General features: G+C 62.8%; 13 protein-coding genes. 1 reads left to right on the top strand and 12 read right to left on the bottom strand.

Annotated features, from left to right (window positions below):
- Nucleotides 1-11: 11 nt before the first annotated feature.
- Nucleotides 12-1733 carry a ShlB/FhaC/HecB family hemolysin secretion/activation protein gene (locus SC318_RS00935; protein WP_320429281.1) on the bottom strand — a complete coding sequence of 574 codons (1722 nt, stop codon included), beginning with the start codon at nucleotides 1731-1733 and terminating at the stop codon, nucleotides 12-14.
- Nucleotides 1734-2391: 658 nt separating this feature from the next.
- Here SC318_RS00935 and SC318_RS00930 point away from each other — a divergent pair.
- Complete coding sequence (locus tag SC318_RS00930) at nucleotides 2392-3324, top strand: IS110 family transposase (RefSeq protein ID WP_320427212.1); 933 nt, start codon at nucleotides 2392-2394, stop codon at nucleotides 3322-3324.
- 132 nt (nucleotides 3325-3456) lie between these two features.
- Here SC318_RS00930 and pgaD read toward each other — a convergent pair whose 3' ends face one another.
- From pgaD to SC318_RS00875, 11 genes are all read right to left on the bottom strand, one after another.
- Nucleotides 3457-3939 (bottom strand): poly-beta-1,6-N-acetyl-D-glucosamine biosynthesis protein PgaD, encoded by a 483-nt coding sequence (gene pgaD / locus SC318_RS00925; RefSeq protein WP_306491101.1) that lies wholly within the window; start codon nucleotides 3937-3939, stop codon nucleotides 3457-3459.
- A 2-nt stretch (nucleotides 3940-3941) separates the two neighbouring features.
- A complete protein-coding gene (pgaC, locus tag SC318_RS00920; protein ID WP_320429280.1) occupies nucleotides 3942-5282 on the bottom strand; it encodes a poly-beta-1,6-N-acetyl-D-glucosamine synthase in 1341 nt (446 codons plus the stop codon).
- Nucleotides 5283-5284: 2 nt separating this feature from the next.
- Nucleotides 5285-7282 carry a poly-beta-1,6-N-acetyl-D-glucosamine N-deacetylase PgaB gene (gene pgaB / locus SC318_RS00915; RefSeq protein WP_320429279.1) on the bottom strand — a complete coding sequence of 666 codons (1998 nt, stop codon included), beginning with the start codon at nucleotides 7280-7282 and terminating at the stop codon, nucleotides 5285-5287.
- A 12-nt stretch (nucleotides 7283-7294) separates the two neighbouring features.
- The gene (gene pgaA, locus SC318_RS00910) at nucleotides 7295-9775 is read right to left on the bottom strand and encodes a poly-beta-1,6 N-acetyl-D-glucosamine export porin PgaA (protein ID WP_320429278.1); all 2481 of its coding nucleotides are present in this window, start codon (nucleotides 9773-9775) and stop codon (nucleotides 7295-7297) included.
- 304 nt (nucleotides 9776-10079) lie between these two features.
- Entirely contained in the window at nucleotides 10080-11576 is a 1497-nt protein-coding gene (locus tag SC318_RS00905) for a YdgA family protein (protein WP_320429277.1), read from the bottom strand.
- Nucleotides 11577-11815: 239 nt separating this feature from the next.
- Nucleotides 11816-12448, bottom strand: coding sequence for an NADH:ubiquinone oxidoreductase subunit N (locus tag SC318_RS00900; RefSeq protein WP_320429276.1), 633 nt, complete (start codon nucleotides 12446-12448; stop codon nucleotides 11816-11818).
- A gap of 82 nt (nucleotides 12449-12530) precedes the next feature.
- The gene (locus SC318_RS00895) at nucleotides 12531-13973 is read right to left on the bottom strand and encodes an efflux transporter outer membrane subunit (protein ID WP_320429275.1); all 1443 of its coding nucleotides are present in this window, start codon (nucleotides 13971-13973) and stop codon (nucleotides 12531-12533) included.
- Nucleotides 13970-14860 carry an efflux RND transporter periplasmic adaptor subunit gene (locus SC318_RS00890; RefSeq protein ID WP_124384553.1) on the bottom strand — a complete coding sequence of 297 codons (891 nt, stop codon included), beginning with the start codon at nucleotides 14858-14860 and terminating at the stop codon, nucleotides 13970-13972. Before SC318_RS00890 ends, SC318_RS00895 begins: the two co-directional genes overlap by 4 nt.
- Nucleotides 14857-15066 (bottom strand): DUF1656 domain-containing protein, encoded by a 210-nt coding sequence (locus tag SC318_RS00885; protein ID WP_003187469.1) that lies wholly within the window; start codon nucleotides 15064-15066, stop codon nucleotides 14857-14859. The genes SC318_RS00890 and SC318_RS00885 overlap by 4 nt, the downstream gene beginning before the upstream one ends.
- The gene (locus tag SC318_RS00880; RefSeq protein WP_320429274.1) at nucleotides 15063-17141 is read right to left on the bottom strand and encodes an FUSC family protein; all 2079 of its coding nucleotides are present in this window, start codon (nucleotides 17139-17141) and stop codon (nucleotides 15063-15065) included. Before SC318_RS00880 ends, SC318_RS00885 begins: the two co-directional genes overlap by 4 nt.
- Nucleotides 17138-17557, bottom strand: coding sequence for a MarR family winged helix-turn-helix transcriptional regulator (locus SC318_RS00875; RefSeq protein ID WP_320431173.1), 420 nt, complete (start codon nucleotides 17555-17557; stop codon nucleotides 17138-17140). Before SC318_RS00875 ends, SC318_RS00880 begins: the two co-directional genes overlap by 4 nt.
- Nucleotides 17558-17755: the final 198 nt, after the last annotated feature.

Below are 17755 nucleotides of genomic sequence, written 5' to 3'. Positions count from 1 at the left end.
GGGGCGTTGAATTACAGGAAGAAGTCCATGCGGAAATAGATCGGCGCTTCGCGCTCGGTGATCACGCCAGGTCTTTCTAACGAGTGGGCAAAGGTCACGCTGGTGCTGACGTGTTTGCCGCGGGCGAACAGCTCCAGGGAGTTGCTGGAGACCCGCCCATGCAGGTTGTCGTTGTAGCGGTCGTTGCTGATCACGCCCTGGTCGTAGCCGACGCTGGCGCCGTATTCGGCGAAGGCCGGGCGCATCCAGTCGAGGGTCACCGGGCGCGCCCAGCGCACTTCGTTGCGCCAGTAGCCGCCGCTGTCGCCGGTCAGTTGCTGGTCCTTGAAGCCACGTACCGAGGCGGAGCCGCCCAGGCTCATGCGTTGTGGGCTGAAGAGGATGTCTTCGCTGCGTTGGCCGGTGGCCAGGCTGGAAAAACTGAACGACTCGCCCCACAGGCTGAACGGTTGCAGGTAGCTGAGGGTGGCGGTGTATTTGCGGTAGCGCGAGTTCGGCTGACGTCGGCCCAGGGAGTCACGCTCGTCCTGCGACTGGGCGTCGAGCAGGCCGATGCCGCTTTGCATGCCCAGGTCGAGGTTGACGAACGCGCTGCCGATGCGTCGGCCGTGGTTGATGCCCAGTTGCAGTTCGCTGAGGCGGTTGCTGCTGGTATCAAGGTGGGCGTCATTGACGTAGTTGTTGGTGCGCAAGTGGGCGAGGCCGACGTTGACCGAGGTCTTGCTCACATCGTCGCGATGAATCACGCGCTCGGCGCGCAACTGATGGTTTTCGTTATCGCCCGACTGCTTGAACTTGAAGGTATCGGTGTAGCCGAGCGCGCGGTAATCACTGTCGCTGTAGGTGTAACTGAAGTTCCACCAGCCCCACGGCACGTTGTAGTAAAGCAGGGTGTTTTTCGAGGTTTTCTGGTGGTCGCTGACCGCATCGTGACCGCCGCGCAGCATCAGCTGGTCGCCCAGGCCCAGCGGGCTGTCCCACTCAAGGCCGGCGCCCCATTGCTGTTCGCCGGTGCTTTTCTGGCCGTCGTTATTGCGCGACAGGCTGGCGCGCCAGGGCTTTTGCGGCGTGTTCTTGACCACCACGTCGCTGCCGCCGACCTGGCTGCCGGGGGTCAGCTCCATCTGCGCCTGTTTGGACGGCAGACGGTTGAGCTGGTCCACCAGTTGCTCGATTTCGCGCAGGTTCAGCGCTTCGCCGACCTTGCCGGGAAAGGCCATGGCCAATTCACGCTCGGTCACCGTACTGCCCTCGGCGCTTTTCAGGGCTTCGAGCTTGCCTTCCACCACCAGCACTTGCAGGTGGCCGCTGGAAAGGTCTTGCTGCGGCAGGTAGGCACGGCTGGTGACGCGGCCTTTACCGAGGTAATAGTCGGTGATGGCCTTGAGCAGTTCGTTGAGCTGGGCCACGCCCAGGCACTGGCCGATATAAGGCTTGAGCAGGCGCTCGCGGTCGGAGGCCGGCAGGCTGTCGGCGCCTTTGAGTTCGATGTTCTTGATCGGAAAGCAGCGCGTGTCGGCGGGGGCGGCCGGGGCTTCGGGTTTGGCCGCTTTGCCGGGCAGGTCCTGGAGTTCCTGCAGGCGCCGTTGCTGCTCTTCGAGCAGGCGGTTCTGACGGTCGCGGATCAGGTCCTGATCGCCGGGCGTGGGGGCAGCAAATGCAGTGTTCAAGCCCAGGCAAGTGAGCAGGACGGTGCATAGAAGAAACCGAGTCCGTGGCATTAACAGAGGCATGTTCGATCCGTCGAAAATCAAGGGCCGGCAAACTAACATCGAACTTGCAGCCGTCCAAGACGCTGGGGCTGTTGGGTGTTCGAGCGCGTTATCCGACTAAATTTTTGATTAATAACAATAAATATTCATCGGACAGCTTCCGGCGCGATTGCTGAGACGTTTAATCCGACCGGCGGCGGCTGTTTCGATGGTGATTCGACTGATCAGCGATGATCGCCATTATTTAGCCATCAGGTGTCGTCGAGTTAGGGTTAGTACCGAGGATTAGCGGAAAGTTCGCGGGGGATTTGTGAATTGGATCCCACTTATCGGAATTCCACCAGCAGGGTTTGAACCACCACCACTTTTTGAAATTTGAAATGGCCTATGTGGGAGGGGGCTTGCCCCCGATGGCGGTGTATCAGCCAGATATTTGTGGCTGACACTCCGCTATCGGGAGCAAGCCCCCTTGTGTCTTGAGCCAGGATTAGACTGAGGGTGAGAGCGGTGAGTAGCAAGCTGAATGCCCCGAGTGCTTAAAGCACGTGTGGGAGCCCACGCTGCTACTCACCTCTCCGCTCTGGACATGAGCCCGAACAGTTGAACGAGCCCACCTCGAACAGTTACAAGCGTGGGCCAAGCCAGAGCGCTCTCACATTAAGTGTAAGAGGATTTGGCTATGTTTTCCTATCCAGCAGGTATTGATGTTTCCAAGGACAGCCTTGAGGCTCGAGTTAATCAGGTTGACGTTGGGGTAAATTGCGCTAACGCCGAAGAAGATTTCCCTGGGTTGATTGGGTGGCTATTGCTTCACCAGGTTGGTCGCGTGGTATTGGAGGCTACTGGCGGTTATGAGCGCAAAGTCATGAAGGCGCTTCAGGCTGCGGGCCTTGATGTCATCTGCATCAATCCGCACCGAGCCAAGAGTTTTTCCAGGGCGATGGGCAAACAAGCCAAAACCGACCCGATAGACGCAAAGTCTCTTGCGCACTATGCAGCTGTTCTAGACTCGCCAAGCGCCCGAGTTACAAGCCCGGAGCACGATAAGCTGCGCGCGTTGGTCCAGCAGCGGGAGCATTTTGTTCAGCAAAGAGATGACGACAGACGACGCCTGAAAACAGCTTCCTGCGATGCGGTAAAGCCTGCATTACAGAACCATATCGACTATTTGACCATGGCAGTGGAGGCGATAGATCAACTGATTCGTCAAAGTGCGAACGAGTTAGATAGCGAAAAGGTGGCTCGACTGTGTTCAGTCAAAGGAATCGGGCTGGTTACTGCCACCAGTCTTATGGCTTACCTGCCTGAGCTGGGAGAGATTGGAGGACGCCCTATCGCGGCACTAGCGGGCCTCGCTCCGTACAACAACGACAGCGGAAGGCATAAAGGTGCACGCCATATTAGTGGCGGAAGGTTTTCAGCCCGTCGCTCACTTTACATGGCCTGTTGGGTGGTTATCCGTGACCAGCCAGAATTCGGGACTCGATATAAGGCGCTACGTGATAAAGGGAAATGCGCCAAAGTCGCGTTGATCGCCTGTATGCGCGTTTTGTTGGTACGTCTGAACGCGATGCTGCGTGACCGCACTGAATGGAAAGAGCGCACCGATTAGCTCGGTAGCAGCAATTTCCTTCAGCATTGCACGGCCTAAGCTGTGGGAGCTTTGCTGCCTATGAAAATGACTTCTGAATTGAATCCAATAAGACAGTTGCTCCCACATTGGTTATTCACAGCATTAAAGAGCCTAGCCAATGCCTTTGTCTTTTTCAGCGCCGGGCACCAGGGCCAGGCCGGGGCGTTCGACGTCCCGGGACACGTGGGACTTCACGCCTTCCACGCCGCCCTCTTCATCATTGTGGATCACCAGCACGCCGGGGCGGCGCAGTTGTTCGAGGTCGCCCTCGCCGAGGTTGAAGCTTTTGCTCAGGTGCTGGTCGCTGAGGGCATTCGCTTCGGCGCGACGCTGGGCGAACTTGCGCCCTTTGCGTTGCTGGTAGCGCGCCCAGGCGATCAGGATCACGGCGTTGAACAGCGCGATCCACAGGTAAGTCTGCAAGGTGTTGAGCGCGGCGAAGATCGGCGCTTCCAGGCGTGGGCCACCGTGGGTTTCGAGCATGGCGCTCATGCCCCGGGCCAACAGCCAGACCAGGCCGCCCCAGGCCAGCAGGGTGAGCAGCACATCGATGATCCACATCACCAGGTTCTGGCGGGTTCTGACCAGTTTCATCGTCACGCCTCCTCTTGGGCAGGTTTGATACCACGGTCCGGGCTGACCCAGCGTGCGCGTTTCTGGTGCTGGTTGAACAACACCTTGGGAAAGCTGACCAGCGTGGTGAACAGGCTCACCAGCCAGAACACCATCGGGTACCAGACGGTCCAGAACAGGGTTTTCCACAGGTCCTTTTCATAACGGCGGTCGATCAGGATGCTCACCGCGAACTGCAGCAGGCACACCATCGCCAGCACCAGCCCGGTAAACGCCGGCGGCACCAGGGAATCGACGGTAATCGCCTGGGGCAACACCACGAATTTACCCAGGCCCCAGAACACCACCGAGAGCAGAAAGGTGAAGGCCCAGCCGGTGGACAGGCAGTATTCGAACAGCAGCGGCCACAGGTAGCGATGGCGCCATTGCCAGATGCCGCGGATATTCTTGAACAGCACTTCCGCGCCGCCCTGGGCCCAGCGCAGGCGCTGTTTCCACAGGCCACCGACGGTTTCAGGCATGAGGATCCAGCACAGCGCGCGCGGCTCGTAGAAGATCGCCCAGTGGTCGAGCTGCAGCTTCCAACTGACATCGATGTCCTCGGTGATCATGTCGGTGCTCCAGTAATCGATGCGGTCCAGCGCCTTTTTACGGAACGCCACCACCACGCCCGACACGGTGAAGATCCGCCCGAACACGCGCTGGGTGCGTTTGATCAGGCCGATGATCGAGGAGAACTCGCCGACCTGCACCCGGCCGATCAGGGTGGAGCGTGTGCGCACGCGCGGGTTGCCGGTCACGGCGCCCAGGCGCGGGTTGTCGAGCATCGGCGCGACCATGTAGGCCGCCGCGTTCTTGTCGAGCAACGCATCGCCATCGATGCACACCAGGTATTCGCTGCGCGCGGCCACCGCCCCCATGCGCAGGGCCACGGCCTTGCCCTGGTTCTGCGCCAGGTGCAGCACGCGCAGGCGTGGGTGTTGCAGCGCCAGCGCGTCGAGTACGGCGGCGGTGTTGTCGCTGGAGCCGTCGTTGACCGCGATCACTTCGATGTTCGGATACACCTGGGCCAAAGCGGCCGCCATGGTGTCGGCGACGTTATCCCCCTCGTTGTAGCAAGGGATGATGATCGAGATCAGCGGCTCGCCGGCCAGGGTCGGCGCCGGGGTGTCTTCCTTCCACGGCCAGTGGCGTTCCCAGTGCAGCCAGAAGTACAGGCCGCCGGCGATCCACAGCGCGGACATGAACAACGGGTAGAAGAACACGAAGTCCATCAGGAACTGCCCGGTAACCAGGAAGATCAGGCCCAGGGGCACGCCCAGTACCAACGCCAACACGAATAAAGCCAGGATTCTGTCGAACATGATCAAGGATTCCACTGGTTGGAAAGGGCCGGACGCACGGTCTTCAAGTCCGGGGAGTTTTCCAGGAAGTTGTCCGGGTAGTAGCCAAAGCTCTTGACCCCCTGGCGTTTGAGCACACCCATCCATTCGGTCATTTGCGCAGCCTCGATATCGGGGGCGGCCTGGGTGCGCCAGTCCTTGGCTTGCAGTTCGAACACGGTCCGCTCCAGCGCGCCGGGGCGGGCCTTGACGGTGGCGACGAGTTTTTCCAGCCAGGCGTTGGAGTTTTCCAGGGACTGGCCTTCCATCAGCGGCATGGCCATCGGCGCGGTCCAGTCGTAGGCCTGCAGGAAGTCATCGAGGTTCTGCGCGAACCAGGCTTCGCTGGCCGGGTTGAGCATCGGTTCGGCGAAGATATTGCGCGCGGTCTGCACCTGCGGCCCGGCGATGGCGCGGACCTTGGTGGTCAGCTCCTGGGTGAAGTCGATCAGGTAGCGGCTCTTGAAGCGGGTCCAGCGCTGCAGGGTTTCCGGGTCTGCGCGCAAGGCGGCGATGCTGCCCGGCAGGCCATTGGCGGCGTACGCCTTGAGCGCGGCGGGGCTGGCGTCTTCGAAGTCCGAGAGCACGGCGTCGTCGTGGTACAGCACACCGTCGATGGCGCTGTTGCGGGCGAGGTCTTCGTAGAGTTCGCCGATGATCTTGCGCACTTGCGGGTCGAACGGCGACAGGCGTTTGTACTGATCGGGGTCGGCGCCCAGCTTGCCGGTTTGCGGGTCCCAACGGCTTACGCGGGGCAGCTTGGGGTCGAGGGCGAAACTGAGCACCGGCATCCACGCATACACCGCAGCATGGGCGCGGGTGTGCAACTGCCAGGAGACGCGGTTGAACAAGTCGGCGCGCACCGGCAAATGACGGTTGGGGAAGTACAGCGAATGCACCAGGCCGTCACCTTTCGGGTCGGCGAAGGCTTGCAGGAATACCGTGCCGGCGCCCATGTCGACGACGCGCTGGACCAGTTGGTCGAGGTTGCGCGCTTGCTGGGCCGGGTCGGGGTCGTAGACGTTATCCAGGTCCACGTGCAACACGCGCAGCGGCGCCGGGGTTTGCGCCGCGACGATGCTGTTGGCGAAGTGCTCGCCGTCCGGGTCGGAGGCCACCAGAAAGCGCGGGCTGTTCATCAGGTTGCCGAGGCTGTCGAGGCCGTCTTCCAGGGTGAGGGCCATCTGGTAGCCCTGCGCGCTGACGATCGCCAGCGAAGTGCCCTTGGCTGCGCCGTACGGCCACACCCACACCCGTGGTTTCTTGCCGGTGACGGTCTGGATCTTGTTGGAGATGGCCGCCACATCGGCACGCATCCGTGCATCGAACTGCGTCTGGCTTTCATAGCGGCCAGTGGCTGGATCAAAGCGCAGCGAGGTCGCCGCCGGCTCCAGGTTGCCCTGGGGGTTGGCCAGGATGCCCTTGTGGTTGTCGTCGGTGTGCGCGGCGATTTCCACCAGGCCCGATTGGGACACTTCGCGGATCTGCTGCCAGGTGAGGAATTCTCCACGCGGCCGCGGTGAGCCGGCGAAGTCCACCGGTTTGTTCAGCGGCGTGTCGATCCAGTAGCCGACCGGCGCCAGCAGGGCCGGCCACTGGTAGGCACGCAGGATCGGCATCACGCGGGTGTAGAAGCTCGCATAACCGTCATCGAAGCTGAGCATCACCGCCTTGGGCGGCAACTCCGGGCCGCCGCTGCGCGCCTTCAGGATCTGGTCGACGCTGACCGCCTGGTAGCCGTTCTCGCGCAGCCAGGCCAGTTGTTCGATCAAGCGCTCGGTGCGCACCGCCACCACCGCCTGATCAGGGTCGCGATCATTGACGTCGTGGTAGGCAATGCCCAGGAAATGGTTTTTCGGCCACGGCGCTTCGTTCGGCGCGGTTGGCCGCTGTGCGGGTGGGGTATAGGGCGCGGGTTGCTGGGCGCAGGCGGCGGCCAGCATTACACCCAGGACCAACAAGCAACGGCTGAGGACGGTCATGGTCAGGCTCTTCTAGAAACGGTAAGTGAGGTCGACGAGCAGGCGCAGATCGCGTTCGCGATCACCGTCATAAGGTCGGCTGATCAGGCTGAGGTTGGCGCCCATTTCCAGTACGTCGTTCCAGCGAAAGCGTTGGCCGTAACCGATAAGGCCGATGCCGCCGGTGGAGTAGTCACGCTGGCTGTAGGTACCCGCGCCGATCTGGAACTGTTGGCTCCACTGGGTCTCGTAGCGGTGATAGAGCACGTGATTGATGTTGATCACCGGCAACACCGTGAAGTCCGACTTCGGGTTGAAGTAGGCGGTGTCTTCCTTGCTGTTGCGGCTGGCGCCGATTTCAAGGCCGAGGTCGACTTGCACATGGGGCGAGCTGTAAAGGCCCTCGCGGCCGCTGAGCAGCGCTTCGAAGCGGTCGTTGCCGTCGCTGAAGTGCGACGGGCTGAGGGTCAGTTTCCATTCGCGGCTTTCATTGGCGCGCCAGCGGATAAAACCACTGCCGCCGTTGGCCGTCACGCCGTCGTTCAAGGCGCGCAATGGTGTGGTGCTGAGCAGGTAGCCGAGGCTGCCTCCGTACTGCCAGTGGTCGTTGATGTCGCGGGCAATCGACACGCTCGCGCCTTGCTTGGAACCGTCGCCGTAGGAATGGTTGGACACTTCAGCCTCGAGGGTCATGTCGCGGGTGCGCCGCTCCACGCCGACGCGCTGCCAACGGTGCTGACCGGTGCCTTCGCTGAAGTCGGCGGTGGCGTAGCCGGCACCGGCGAACAGGCGCCAGTCTTCGTCGATGGGCGGCGTGTAGATCACGCTTTCGATGCCCCAGTCACGGCTACCGGCCACGGCACCGGCGTCGTTGTTATTGCCGCCGCCGTAGCTTTTGCCGGTGTAGGCCTCCACGCGCAGTTCGGCCATGTCGTGCACATCGCGCAGGCGGCTCAGGCGTTGCACCTGGCGGTTGTCCGGGTTGCGCGCCACCACATCGTCGGTGAGGGCGTCCATCTGGCGCCACTCCTGCAGGTCCATGGCGGTGTAGGCCTGGGAAACTTCCAGGCCGATGTCGCGCGGGGCCTGGGCTTCGGTTTCCTTGAGGGTGCCTTCGGCGCGGCGCGGCCAGTCGCGGGCGCGGTACATGTCGGCCTGGGCCAGGCGCAGGCCGACGTTGCCCGGCGCTTTGGCCACCAGGGCTTCGAGGCTGGCTTCGCTGCCCGGCAGGTCGCCGCCGAAGGTGCCGGCCTGGGCGGACAGCTGTTGCGCGTCCATCCAGTTGTCATTGGGGTTGCCGATCGGCAAGCCCTTGAGTTCGACGCGGGGTTTCTGCTCTTTGGCCAGGGTGTCGGCGACCTGCCGGGCGTCCTTGACCTTGTCGCTTTCAAGCAACGCATAGAACAACGCAGTGCTGTCGTCGACGCGGTAACTGGCGTCGGCATCCGGGGCGTTCAACACCTGGCGATACAGCGGTTCGGCTTTTTCCGGCTGGCGCTGGTCGAGGTACGACGCGGCGACCCAACGCACCGCGTAAGTGGGCAACTGCACGCCTTCGCTGCTGAGGGTCTGGGACTCGCGAATCACCTGCGCGGTGCGTGCCCGTGCCTTGAGCGCCCCCAGGCGGTCGATGCGCCAGCGCACCACGTCGTCATGGGCGCTGGCGTCCGGGGTCCAGCGGGCGATCAGTCGGTCGTAGTCGTTGATGGCGCGGTCGGCCACCACGTAGCGTTCTTTTTCCGTGCGCGTGGCGAACTCGGCGATGCGCACGCGCTCGGCGGCCAGGTCACCTTCCAGGCGCCGCTGGGTCACCGCGTCCACCAGGCCCGGGCGCTTGGCCGACAAGCGCAGCGCGGCTTCCGGCAAGCGGGCCTTTTGCAGGGCGACGATGTATTCACGCGCCACGTCGGGCTTGTCGCCGGCGCGGATAAACGCCTGGTCGAATTCGAACAGCGCGTCGTAGTTCAAGCCGGCGCGGCTCAGCGCATAGCCCAGGGCCATGCGACGGTTAGGATCGTTCGGTTGCGCCGCCACCAGCGCGCGCAAGCGCTGCACCGCCTCGCTGGCTTTGCCGCCATCGGCCTGGGTGAGTGCCAGGCCCAGTTGCAGGTCGATATTGTTCGGTTCACGCAACAGCGCCTGGCGATAGACCGCCTCGGCCTGGGCCCACTGCTTTTGGTTGCGATAGGTGCGCGCCACCGTGGCCAGCGCCTGGCTGGTGAGGTTGCGATGTTTGCCCTGGGCTTCGTACACCTGCAGCACTTCGGCGTCCTGCCCGGCCCAACCGGCAATCACCAGGTGATCGCTGACCTGCCCTGGGGTTTGGCGTTCGGCGGAGAGTTGGCGCAGTTGCGTCAGGGCCGGCGTGAAGTGACCGTTGCGGGCCTGGATGATCAGGGCGTCATAGGCGGGGTCTGCCATGGCATAGCCAGGCATGAGCAATTGGCTGCACAGGGCTGCTGCAATGAGCAACCGCAACCGGCCTGAAGCGCTGAGAGAATGGATTGGCAACATGTCGTCGGCTTCCTTACAAGGAAAGCCGCAACGATGGGTGATCCTGAGCGAGAGGCATCAGGGTGTCGGCGTCTCGGGACCCGACCTAGCTTTCCTGTGAGGAACTATCTCTTAGCCAGCCAGTGGCAAGGGCAATTCAGAACAATTGTTCAGAATTGGCCGAAAGGTATTTTTGCTAGGCACAGAAACAAATGTGGGAGGGGGCTTGCCCCCGATAGCGGTGGCCAGTCATGAATATCCTGACTGACACTCCGCCATCGGGGGCAAGCCCCCTCCCACATTTTTTACCGCATTTCAGGCTGGCTTACTGGCCGCCGCCCATGGCGCCAGCTTTGGACATCACGAAGCTGATGAACTGCTCGACAGTCATCTTCTGGCCATTGAGGGTCACTTCGTTGTTGGCGTAGTGCAGCTTGGACACCACATCGGTGCCTTCCAGGGTTGCCAGTTGAGTACCCACCGCCACACCGCTGACCATCTCGGCCGCCATCTGCGATTGCTGTTCGATGGCTTTCGGGTCGGTCACGCCGCCGACCTGCGCCTGCAGCGCGGCCACGTCGCCGATCATCGGCTTGGACAGGGTGAGGTTGGCGTCCAGCAGCGAGATCATCTGCTTGCCCAGCTCAACCGGCGGCAGTTCCATGGAGGCCGGCTTGACCAGGTCCAGCACGAAATTGAACTTGCTTTCGCCGTGGATGGTTTTCAGCGACAGGTTTTCCACCGCCAGTTGCGGCTTGGCGGCCAGCATCTGGTTGACGTTGGCTTCGGCCAGGGTCTGCTCGGCTTCGGTCAGTTGCAGCTCCGGCGCGGGTTGGCCGGCAGCGGCGGCGGCTTGCACCGGCTGCATCTTGTCCTGGTAAAGCTTGGTCAGCACCAGCATCGCCGGGATATCGACGTTCTTCATGCTGACGGCCATGGCGGCCGAGCCGACAGGCTTACCCTGGTAACCGATTTCGTCGATCTTGTAGTCGACGCGGCCGGCCAGGTTGTTGTCCTTGGTCTCGCTGGAATCTTTCTGCTCGAAGCCCTTGAGGGTCAGCACGGTTTTCTGCGGACCGAAGGTGACCTTGGTGTCGGTCAGCTCGACGGTGTTCTGGCCGGTGTAGAAACCGAACGTGGACTTGGCCAGGTTGCTGGCAACGGTCAGGCCGGCCAGTTCGGCTTCGAACGAATCGCCATTGGCATCAACGGCCGCGATCTTGAGGCTGTTCATGTAGCCGTCAGCCTTGACCTTCTGGCCTTCGGCGCTGCTGTCGAACTCAACGTTGGCGCCGGAGAAGCTCACCGAAGACTTGTCGTCCTTGAACTCCAGGGGCAGCAGTTCGACATTGCCGTTGACCGAACGGCTGTAGCCGATATTGGCCACGCCTTTGAGCGGCGACACGTCTTTGCTGGCGGCGAACCATTGCTCGGTGGTGGCGTTCTTTTCCAGCTCATAGTGACTGGTGGCCATGACCGGCAGCCACTTCAGGGTGACCAGGCGCGAGAACGGCAGCGGGCCGTGTTCGATATGGTCGACGAACAGCAGCTCGGGGTTCGGGTTTTGCTCACCGAACACACTGCCCTGGCCCTTGAGGCGGTAGTGGGCGGTGCTGCTGAACACGCCACGGTCCAGGGACACCAACTCCAGGGACACGGTGCCGTCGACACCGGCCATGGAGGTCTGCAGTTCCTTGTTGGCGTTCTGGATCGCGGTTTGCAGAACCGGCTCCAGCTGTTTGCCGGTGTACCAGGCGCCGCCTGCACTGACGACGCCAACGGCGACAACGAAACCCAAAAGAACGACTGCTGGCTTATTCATGAAGTGACCTGATCAAATCCTGTGAGAAGAGGGCTGTCTTCCTTGAACTGTAGGAGCGAGCTTGCTCGCGAAGAACGTCAACGATAACGCGTGCATTCTGAATAACCGCGGTGTCGATGAGTTTTTCGCGAGCAAGCTCGCTCCTACAATACTGGCCCGTATGGCCGAAAGGCGGGGGAAGATTAGCACTGGCGGGCGTAAACGGCCCAGCCTTTCAGAGGGATCAGTTCAGCAGGAGTTCAGGAGTACTCCAGTTCGATTTCATCCAACTGGTGATCGAAACTCTTCAGACGCGCCGTCCAGGTGTAGACCAACACCTCAAACTCGCGGTGTATCACGGCATTGCCGGGGGTATCGGCCTTGGGGTCGCAGAAGTCCAGCTGGTAGCGCTCACGGGCCATTTGCGTGGCGACATCGGACAATTCCCGCGCGTTATCAAGCCAATGCCTGCCCTCCGCCACCTGCCGGTCGAGCACCACGCACTGCTTTTTCAGCACTTCGAGGCTTTTTTCCAGGGGCGTGCCGGTGAGGTCGCCCATCACTTCCTGGAAGGTGCGACCGGGTTGCCAGTAGCTGCCCCAGAAATAGCGGTCGAACACGGTTTCGACACGGCGCAGGGCAACCTTGGTGTCCCAGATCGCGACGCGGGTCTTGCCCTGCTCCAGCAATTTGCGCTTCACGCGGTGGTTTTGGTAGGACGCCCAGGCCACCACGCCGATGGACAAGGTGCCGATGACCAGGCAGGCGCTGTCGAGAAACACCATGGCCTTGTCGAGTTGGTGGGCGAGCATGACCCCGTAGAAATACGCGGCCGATAACAGCACCAGTGCGAAGAGCACGCACCAGAAAGCGGGAGCATAAGGGTTTTTCATTGCATGCAATCCCCATGAGCAAACGCGAGCAGTGTCAAGCGAGGCTTCACGGCGCCTCACCTGACAAAGCATAGCAATCACCTCATGGTTTGCCGGGTTTTACACCGTGCGTTCGTCCGCTTTCCCAACCACCGCCCAACGCCAGGAACAGATCGATCTGGCTCATCGCAACCTGGGTGTTGGCCTGCGCCAATTGCGCACGCATGGCGGTGTAGGTGCGGGTGGCTTGCAGGTCGGCGAGGAACGACTCGCGCCCGGCCTGGAAGAAGCGGTGGGTCTGGTCCGCCGCTTCATGCGCCGAACGTTCGGCGTCGGCCAGCGCCTCACGGCGCTGCAACATGGCGGTGTACTGCGCGAGGCCCGTTTGGGTTTCGCGGATGGCGTTGAGCACCACCCCGTCGAAATGCGCCAGAGCGCCCTGGGTGGCGGCTTCGGCTTCATGGATGCGCGCGCGGGCGCCGTTGGTCGGCACCGTCCAGCTGATCATCGGGCCAAAGCCCCAGCGATTGGTCGCCGGCTGGCCGAGGTTGTCGAGCAGGCCCACCGTGCCCACCGTGGCGCCGATGGCGATGTCCGGATACAAGGCGCCGGTGGCCACGCCGATGCGCGCGGTGGCAGCGGCCAGTTGGCGTTCGGCCTGGCGCACATCCGGGCGGCGCTTGAGCAGCGCCGCTCCGTCGCCCACCGGCAACAGTTGAGCGATGTGCGGCAGCTCGGCGCAACTGCCGGTACCGGCCGGCAGTTGATCAAGCGGTTTGGCCAGCAGCATCGACAAACGGAACAGCCCCGCCTGGCGCGCCGCTTCGTAGCGCGGCATGTCGGCGCGCAGGGATTTGTACTGGGTTTGCGAGCGCGTCACCTGGGTTTCATCGCCACGCCCGGCGTCGCGCAGGCGCTGGGTAAGCTTGGTGCTTTGGGCTTGCAGGTCGAGAGATTCGTTGGCGATTGCCAGCTCTTCGTTGGCCGCGCAGACCTGGGTGTAGGAGCGCACCACATCGGCCACCAGGGTAATGCGCGCGATGTCGGCGGCCGCCTGGGCCGCATCGGCGCTGGCCTGGGCGCTTTCGATGCCGCGCTGCAAAGTGCCGAACAGGTCGAATTGGTACGAGGTGGTGATGCCCACGCTGCCGATATTGCCCACCGGCACTTTGTCGGCCAGCAAGAAGGCCTCGCCGGACTCCTGCAGGCGCTGCGCTTCGGCCTTGGCGCCGGCGCTCCAGCCGCCTGCGGATTCGGCCTGCTGGGTCTGGTAGCGCGCACGTTGCAGGTTGGCGGCGGCCACGCGCAGGTCGGTGTTGGAGGCCATGGCCTGACGCACCAGCTCATCCAGGCGCGGGTCGTTGTAGAGCTTCCACCAGTCTGTCGGCACGGGCGCCGACACTACATTATTACCCTGCCCCGCGATGGCGCCTTGCAGGTCGCCCCGGTTCACGGCCGCCGTGTCGGGCAGCGAGTAGTCCGGGCCTACCGCCTGGCAGGCCGACAGCAATACCCCCAGCGCAGCGGTGGCCAGCAGTTGCTTCATGGCTGGGCTCCGTCATTGGCCTTGTCGTCGATGATCGACACCGTCGCCGTCCGCCCGGCGATCATGCGAAAGTCCGCCGGCACATCGTCAAAGGCGATACGCACGGGAATCCGCTGGGCCAGGCGCACCCAGCTGAACGCCGGGTTGACGTTGGGCAGCAGGTTGGAGCCGCTGCTGCGGTCGCGGTCTTCGATACCGGCGACGATGCTTTGCACATGCCCATGCAGACGGGCGTTGTCGCCGATCACGCGGATGTCCACGCCCATGCCGACGCGGATGCCGTCGAGCTTGGTTTCTTCGAAGTAGCCGTCGATATGGAAGGAATTGCTGTCCACCACCGACAGCACCGGGCGCCCGGCGGTGACGAATTCCTGGGTGCGCGGCGCGCGGTCGTTGACGTAGCCGTCCACCGGGCTGCGGATCACTGAGCGGTCGAGGTTGAGCTGCGCCGAGTCCACTGTCACTTGCGCCTCGGCCAGGGCTGACTGGGCACGGGCCACGCGGGACTGGCTTTCTTCCAGTTGCTCGCTGGGCACCAGGTTGCCCAGGCCACGGTTACGCTTGTACTCACGCTGGGCCTGGGCCAGGGTTTCCTGGCGATCGGCCACGGCGGCCTGGGCCTGACGCAGGGCCAGCTTGAAGCGGTCCTGGTCGACGGCGAACAGCACCTGGCCCTTGGTCACCAACTGGTTGTCGCGCACGTCCACCCGCTGGATCAGCCCGGACACGTCCGGGGCGATCTGCACGATGTCGGCGCGGATGTGCCCGTCGCGGGTCCAGGGGGCGAACATGTAGTACATGACCATGCGCCACACAACGACGACCGCGAAACTCACGATCAGCAACGTCAGGACTACACGGCCGATGGTCAAAAAAGGTTTTTTCATGTCATCAGGTATCGACTGAGTGAGTCCACCGCGCCCAGCAACAGCGCGTAGAGCCCCACATTGAACAATGCCCGGTGCCAGACCAGGCGATAGAAGTGCATGCGCGTCAACAACCCGTGCACCACCAGAAACAACACATACGTAATGCCCATCAGCACCAGCAGCGTGGGCAGGAAGACACCGCTGATATCCAGGTCACCGATCATAAAGGCGCTCCATCCGGTAACGGCGCTTGCATCTCTGTACCGCCAATGAATTCCACCCCAGGCAGCAGCGCCAGGCGCAGGCCGGCCAGTGCATGCAGCAGGTGCAGGCGTGTGTCATCGGCGTCTTGCAGGCCTTGGCCGTTGAGGGCGCGGCGCGTGCGGTCCAGGGTCATCAGCAGACCGCTGGGCGCCGGCAAGCGTTCACCGGCCTTGAGGCAGGCTTTGAAATAACCGCCCACGCCTTCGACCACCTGGTTGAGCAGCACGCGGGGCACGCCGAGGATGCGTGGTGAGTAGGCGAGCAGATCGAGCAGGTTCAGCGCCACGCGCAGGTCGCGCAGGGCGGTGCCGGTGTCCTGCCCGGTGAGGGCCAGGCGCGGCAGGTGCTGCATCAGGCGGTCGAGCATTTGCGCGGCCATGTGTCGGTGTTCGGCCAGGGTCGCAGGTTCGGTAAGGCTGACGATGTCGCGCCAGCTGAAACGGGTCAGGCGCTTGGCCGCCAGTTCCGCACCGAAGGGCCGTGCGATCAGGGTCCAGATAAAGGCGAACAGCAGGCCTACCGGGCCGGCCAGGTTGACGTTGGCGAAGTTGAGAAAATCGGCGTCATAGGCGCCCTGGATGCTGATGAACGAGGAGGTGTTGACCAGCGTCAGCAGCATGCCCAGGTAAAACCGTGGCTGCACGGTGAGGGTGCCGATGCAGATGAACGGCACGGCGAACGCCAGCACCAGCATGGGGAAATCGTGCAGGTTGGGCAGCACCAGGAACAGGTACAGGCTGGCCAGCAGCACCGACATGGCGGTCCAGAAAAAGAACCGGTAGATCTGCGGCGCGGGGTCGTCCATCGAGGCGAAAAAGCTGCACGCGACGGCGGCCAGGATCACCGCGCTGCCGCCGTCGGTCCAGCCCAGCAGGATCCACAGCACCGAGGCGACGATGATCGCGGTGACGGTGGAAAATGCCGAGTAGAACATCAGGCCACGGTCGAGGAAGGGCGTGAGCCGGCCCAGGCGCCAGTGGCGGTAAACGGCGCGCCAGGTGTCCTGGCTTTCGCACCCGATGGCGGCTTGCAGGCTGCGGCAGTCTTGCCACAGATCGACCCATTCGCCGAGGCGGTACAGGGCGTTGGAGAACAGCAGCGTGTGGCGGTCGTCCAGCGCGTCGCCCTGGGGTTGCGCGGCGTCGATCTTGTCGCGCAGCTCGCGCCAGCGTTCAAGGGGAGCGGCCTGGGTGGTGCTGTCGAGCCAGGCGTTGGCTTCTTTGAGCAGCGGTGTGAGCTGATCGAGAAACTCCGGGGCGCGGTGTTCGATGGCGTACACCGCGTCGTCCAGAGCATCGATCACCGGCAACAGGTGAATCATGCGCCCGCGCAGTTCCTTGGTGTTGCGCACTGTCTGCGGCCGCGCGCCTTCGTGGGGCAACTGGCCGATCATCAATTCGAGGGTATTGAAGGTGGCGACCATGCCGCCGCGCAGGCTGCTGACGGCTTCCGGGTCCACATCACGGGTGAGAAAGCGCTGGCTGTAGACCTGGGCGTCGCTAAACCACTTGGCCACCGAGCCATCGAACACCGGCATCAGGCGACGCGGCCAGAACATCGCGCCCACCACGGCAGCCACGGCGATGCCGAGGAAGATTTCTTCGGTACGCGCCTCCGCCACATCCCACACCGCCAGCGGGTTATCCACCACCGGCAGGGCGATCAGCGGCAAGGTGTAGCCGGCCAGCATCAGCGCGTAGTTATTGGCGGTGCGCAGGTGCAGGGAGAGGAACAGCAAGGTGCCCGTCCATAGCGCGATCACCACCACCAGGATGTAGGGCGACTGCACGAACATCGGCACAAAGAACACCGCCGCCGCCGCGCCCATCAAAGTGCCGATGGCGCGGTACAACGCTTTGGAACTGGTGGGGCCGACAAAGGGGCTGGAGACGATATACACCGTGGCCATCGCCCAATAGGGACGCGGCATTTGCATAAGCATGGCGATGTACAGCGCGATCATCGAGGCGGCGAACGTGCGCACCCCGTAGAACCAGTCGCGAGCGGGCGGAAAGCCAGTGAAGAATCCGTTCAAGGCGCAACCGCCTCGGCCGCTTCGAAGGCCCGCAGCACGCGCAGTGCGGCTTCCAGGTCCGTGGCGGCGATATCCACCAGGACTTCCTTGCGCAGGCGCACCAGTTGCGTTTCCACCGCCTGCACCAGCTCACGGCCGCGCTCGGTGAGGCTCAGGGCCTTGGCGCGACGGTCTTGGAGGTCTTCGGTGCGGCACACATAGCCGTCATTGCACAGCCGGTCGAGCAAGCGCACCAGCGATGGGCTCTCCATGCCGGACGCCTGGGCCACCTTGACCTGGTGCACGCCGTCGCCCAGACGGCCGATCATCAACAGCGGCACGGCGCAGGCTTCGGAGATGCCATAGCTCACCAGCGTGGCCTGGCAGATTTTGCGCCAGTTACGGGCGCCCACCACCATGCTGCTGCTGAGGTTCATCTGGAGTTGTTCGAGGGAATGAGACACAGGATAGTTCGCATACAGTTAGTTTGCTAACTATCAATATGGTGGATGACGGTAGGATCGTCAAGTTTTGAAACACTTTCGCGGATGAATGGAACGGTCAAAAATGTGGGAGGGGGCTTGCCCCCGATTGCGGTGAAACAGTCGATAACCTGCTGACTGACCCACCGCTAT

It is taken from the genome of Pseudomonas sp. MUP55, assembly GCF_034043515.1.
Classification (GTDB): domain Bacteria; phylum Pseudomonadota; class Gammaproteobacteria; order Pseudomonadales; family Pseudomonadaceae; genus Aquipseudomonas.
This window is presented reverse-complemented; position numbering and strand designations above follow the sequence as displayed.

Coding starts and splice junctions, on each gene's coding strand:
- SC318_RS00895 (WP_320429275.1), bottom strand. CDS start 13,973: ATGAAGCAACTGCTGGCCACCGCTGCGCTGGGGGTATTGCTGTCGGCC.
- SC318_RS00900 (WP_320429276.1), bottom strand. CDS start 12,448: ATGAAAAACCCTTATGCTCCCGCTTTCTGGTGCGTGCTCTTCGCACTG.
- SC318_RS00905 (WP_320429277.1), bottom strand. CDS start 11,576: ATGAATAAGCCAGCAGTCGTTCTTTTGGGTTTCGTTGTCGCCGTTGGC.
- SC318_RS00890 (WP_124384553.1), bottom strand. CDS start 14,860: ATGAAAAAACCTTTTTTGACCATCGGCCGTGTAGTCCTGACGTTGCTG.
- SC318_RS00885 (WP_003187469.1), bottom strand. CDS start 15,066: ATGATCGGTGACCTGGATATCAGCGGTGTCTTCCTGCCCACGCTGCTG.
- pgaC (WP_320429280.1), bottom strand. CDS start 5,282: ATGTTCGACAGAATCCTGGCTTTATTCGTGTTGGCGTTGGTACTGGGC.
- pgaB (WP_320429279.1), bottom strand. CDS start 7,282: ATGACCGTCCTCAGCCGTTGCTTGTTGGTCCTGGGTGTAATGCTGGCC.
- SC318_RS00875 (WP_320431173.1), bottom strand. CDS start 17,557: ATGAACCTCAGCAGCAGCATGGTGGTGGGCGCCCGTAACTGGCGCAAA.
- pgaA (WP_320429278.1), bottom strand. CDS start 9,775: ATGTTGCCAATCCATTCTCTCAGCGCTTCAGGCCGGTTGCGGTTGCTC.
- SC318_RS00930 (WP_320427212.1), top strand. CDS start 2,392: ATGTTTTCCTATCCAGCAGGTATTGATGTTTCCAAGGACAGCCTTGAG.
- SC318_RS00935 (WP_320429281.1), bottom strand. CDS start 1,733: ATGCCTCTGTTAATGCCACGGACTCGGTTTCTTCTATGCACCGTCCTG.
- pgaD (WP_306491101.1), bottom strand. CDS start 3,939: ATGAAACTGGTCAGAACCCGCCAGAACCTGGTGATGTGGATCATCGAT.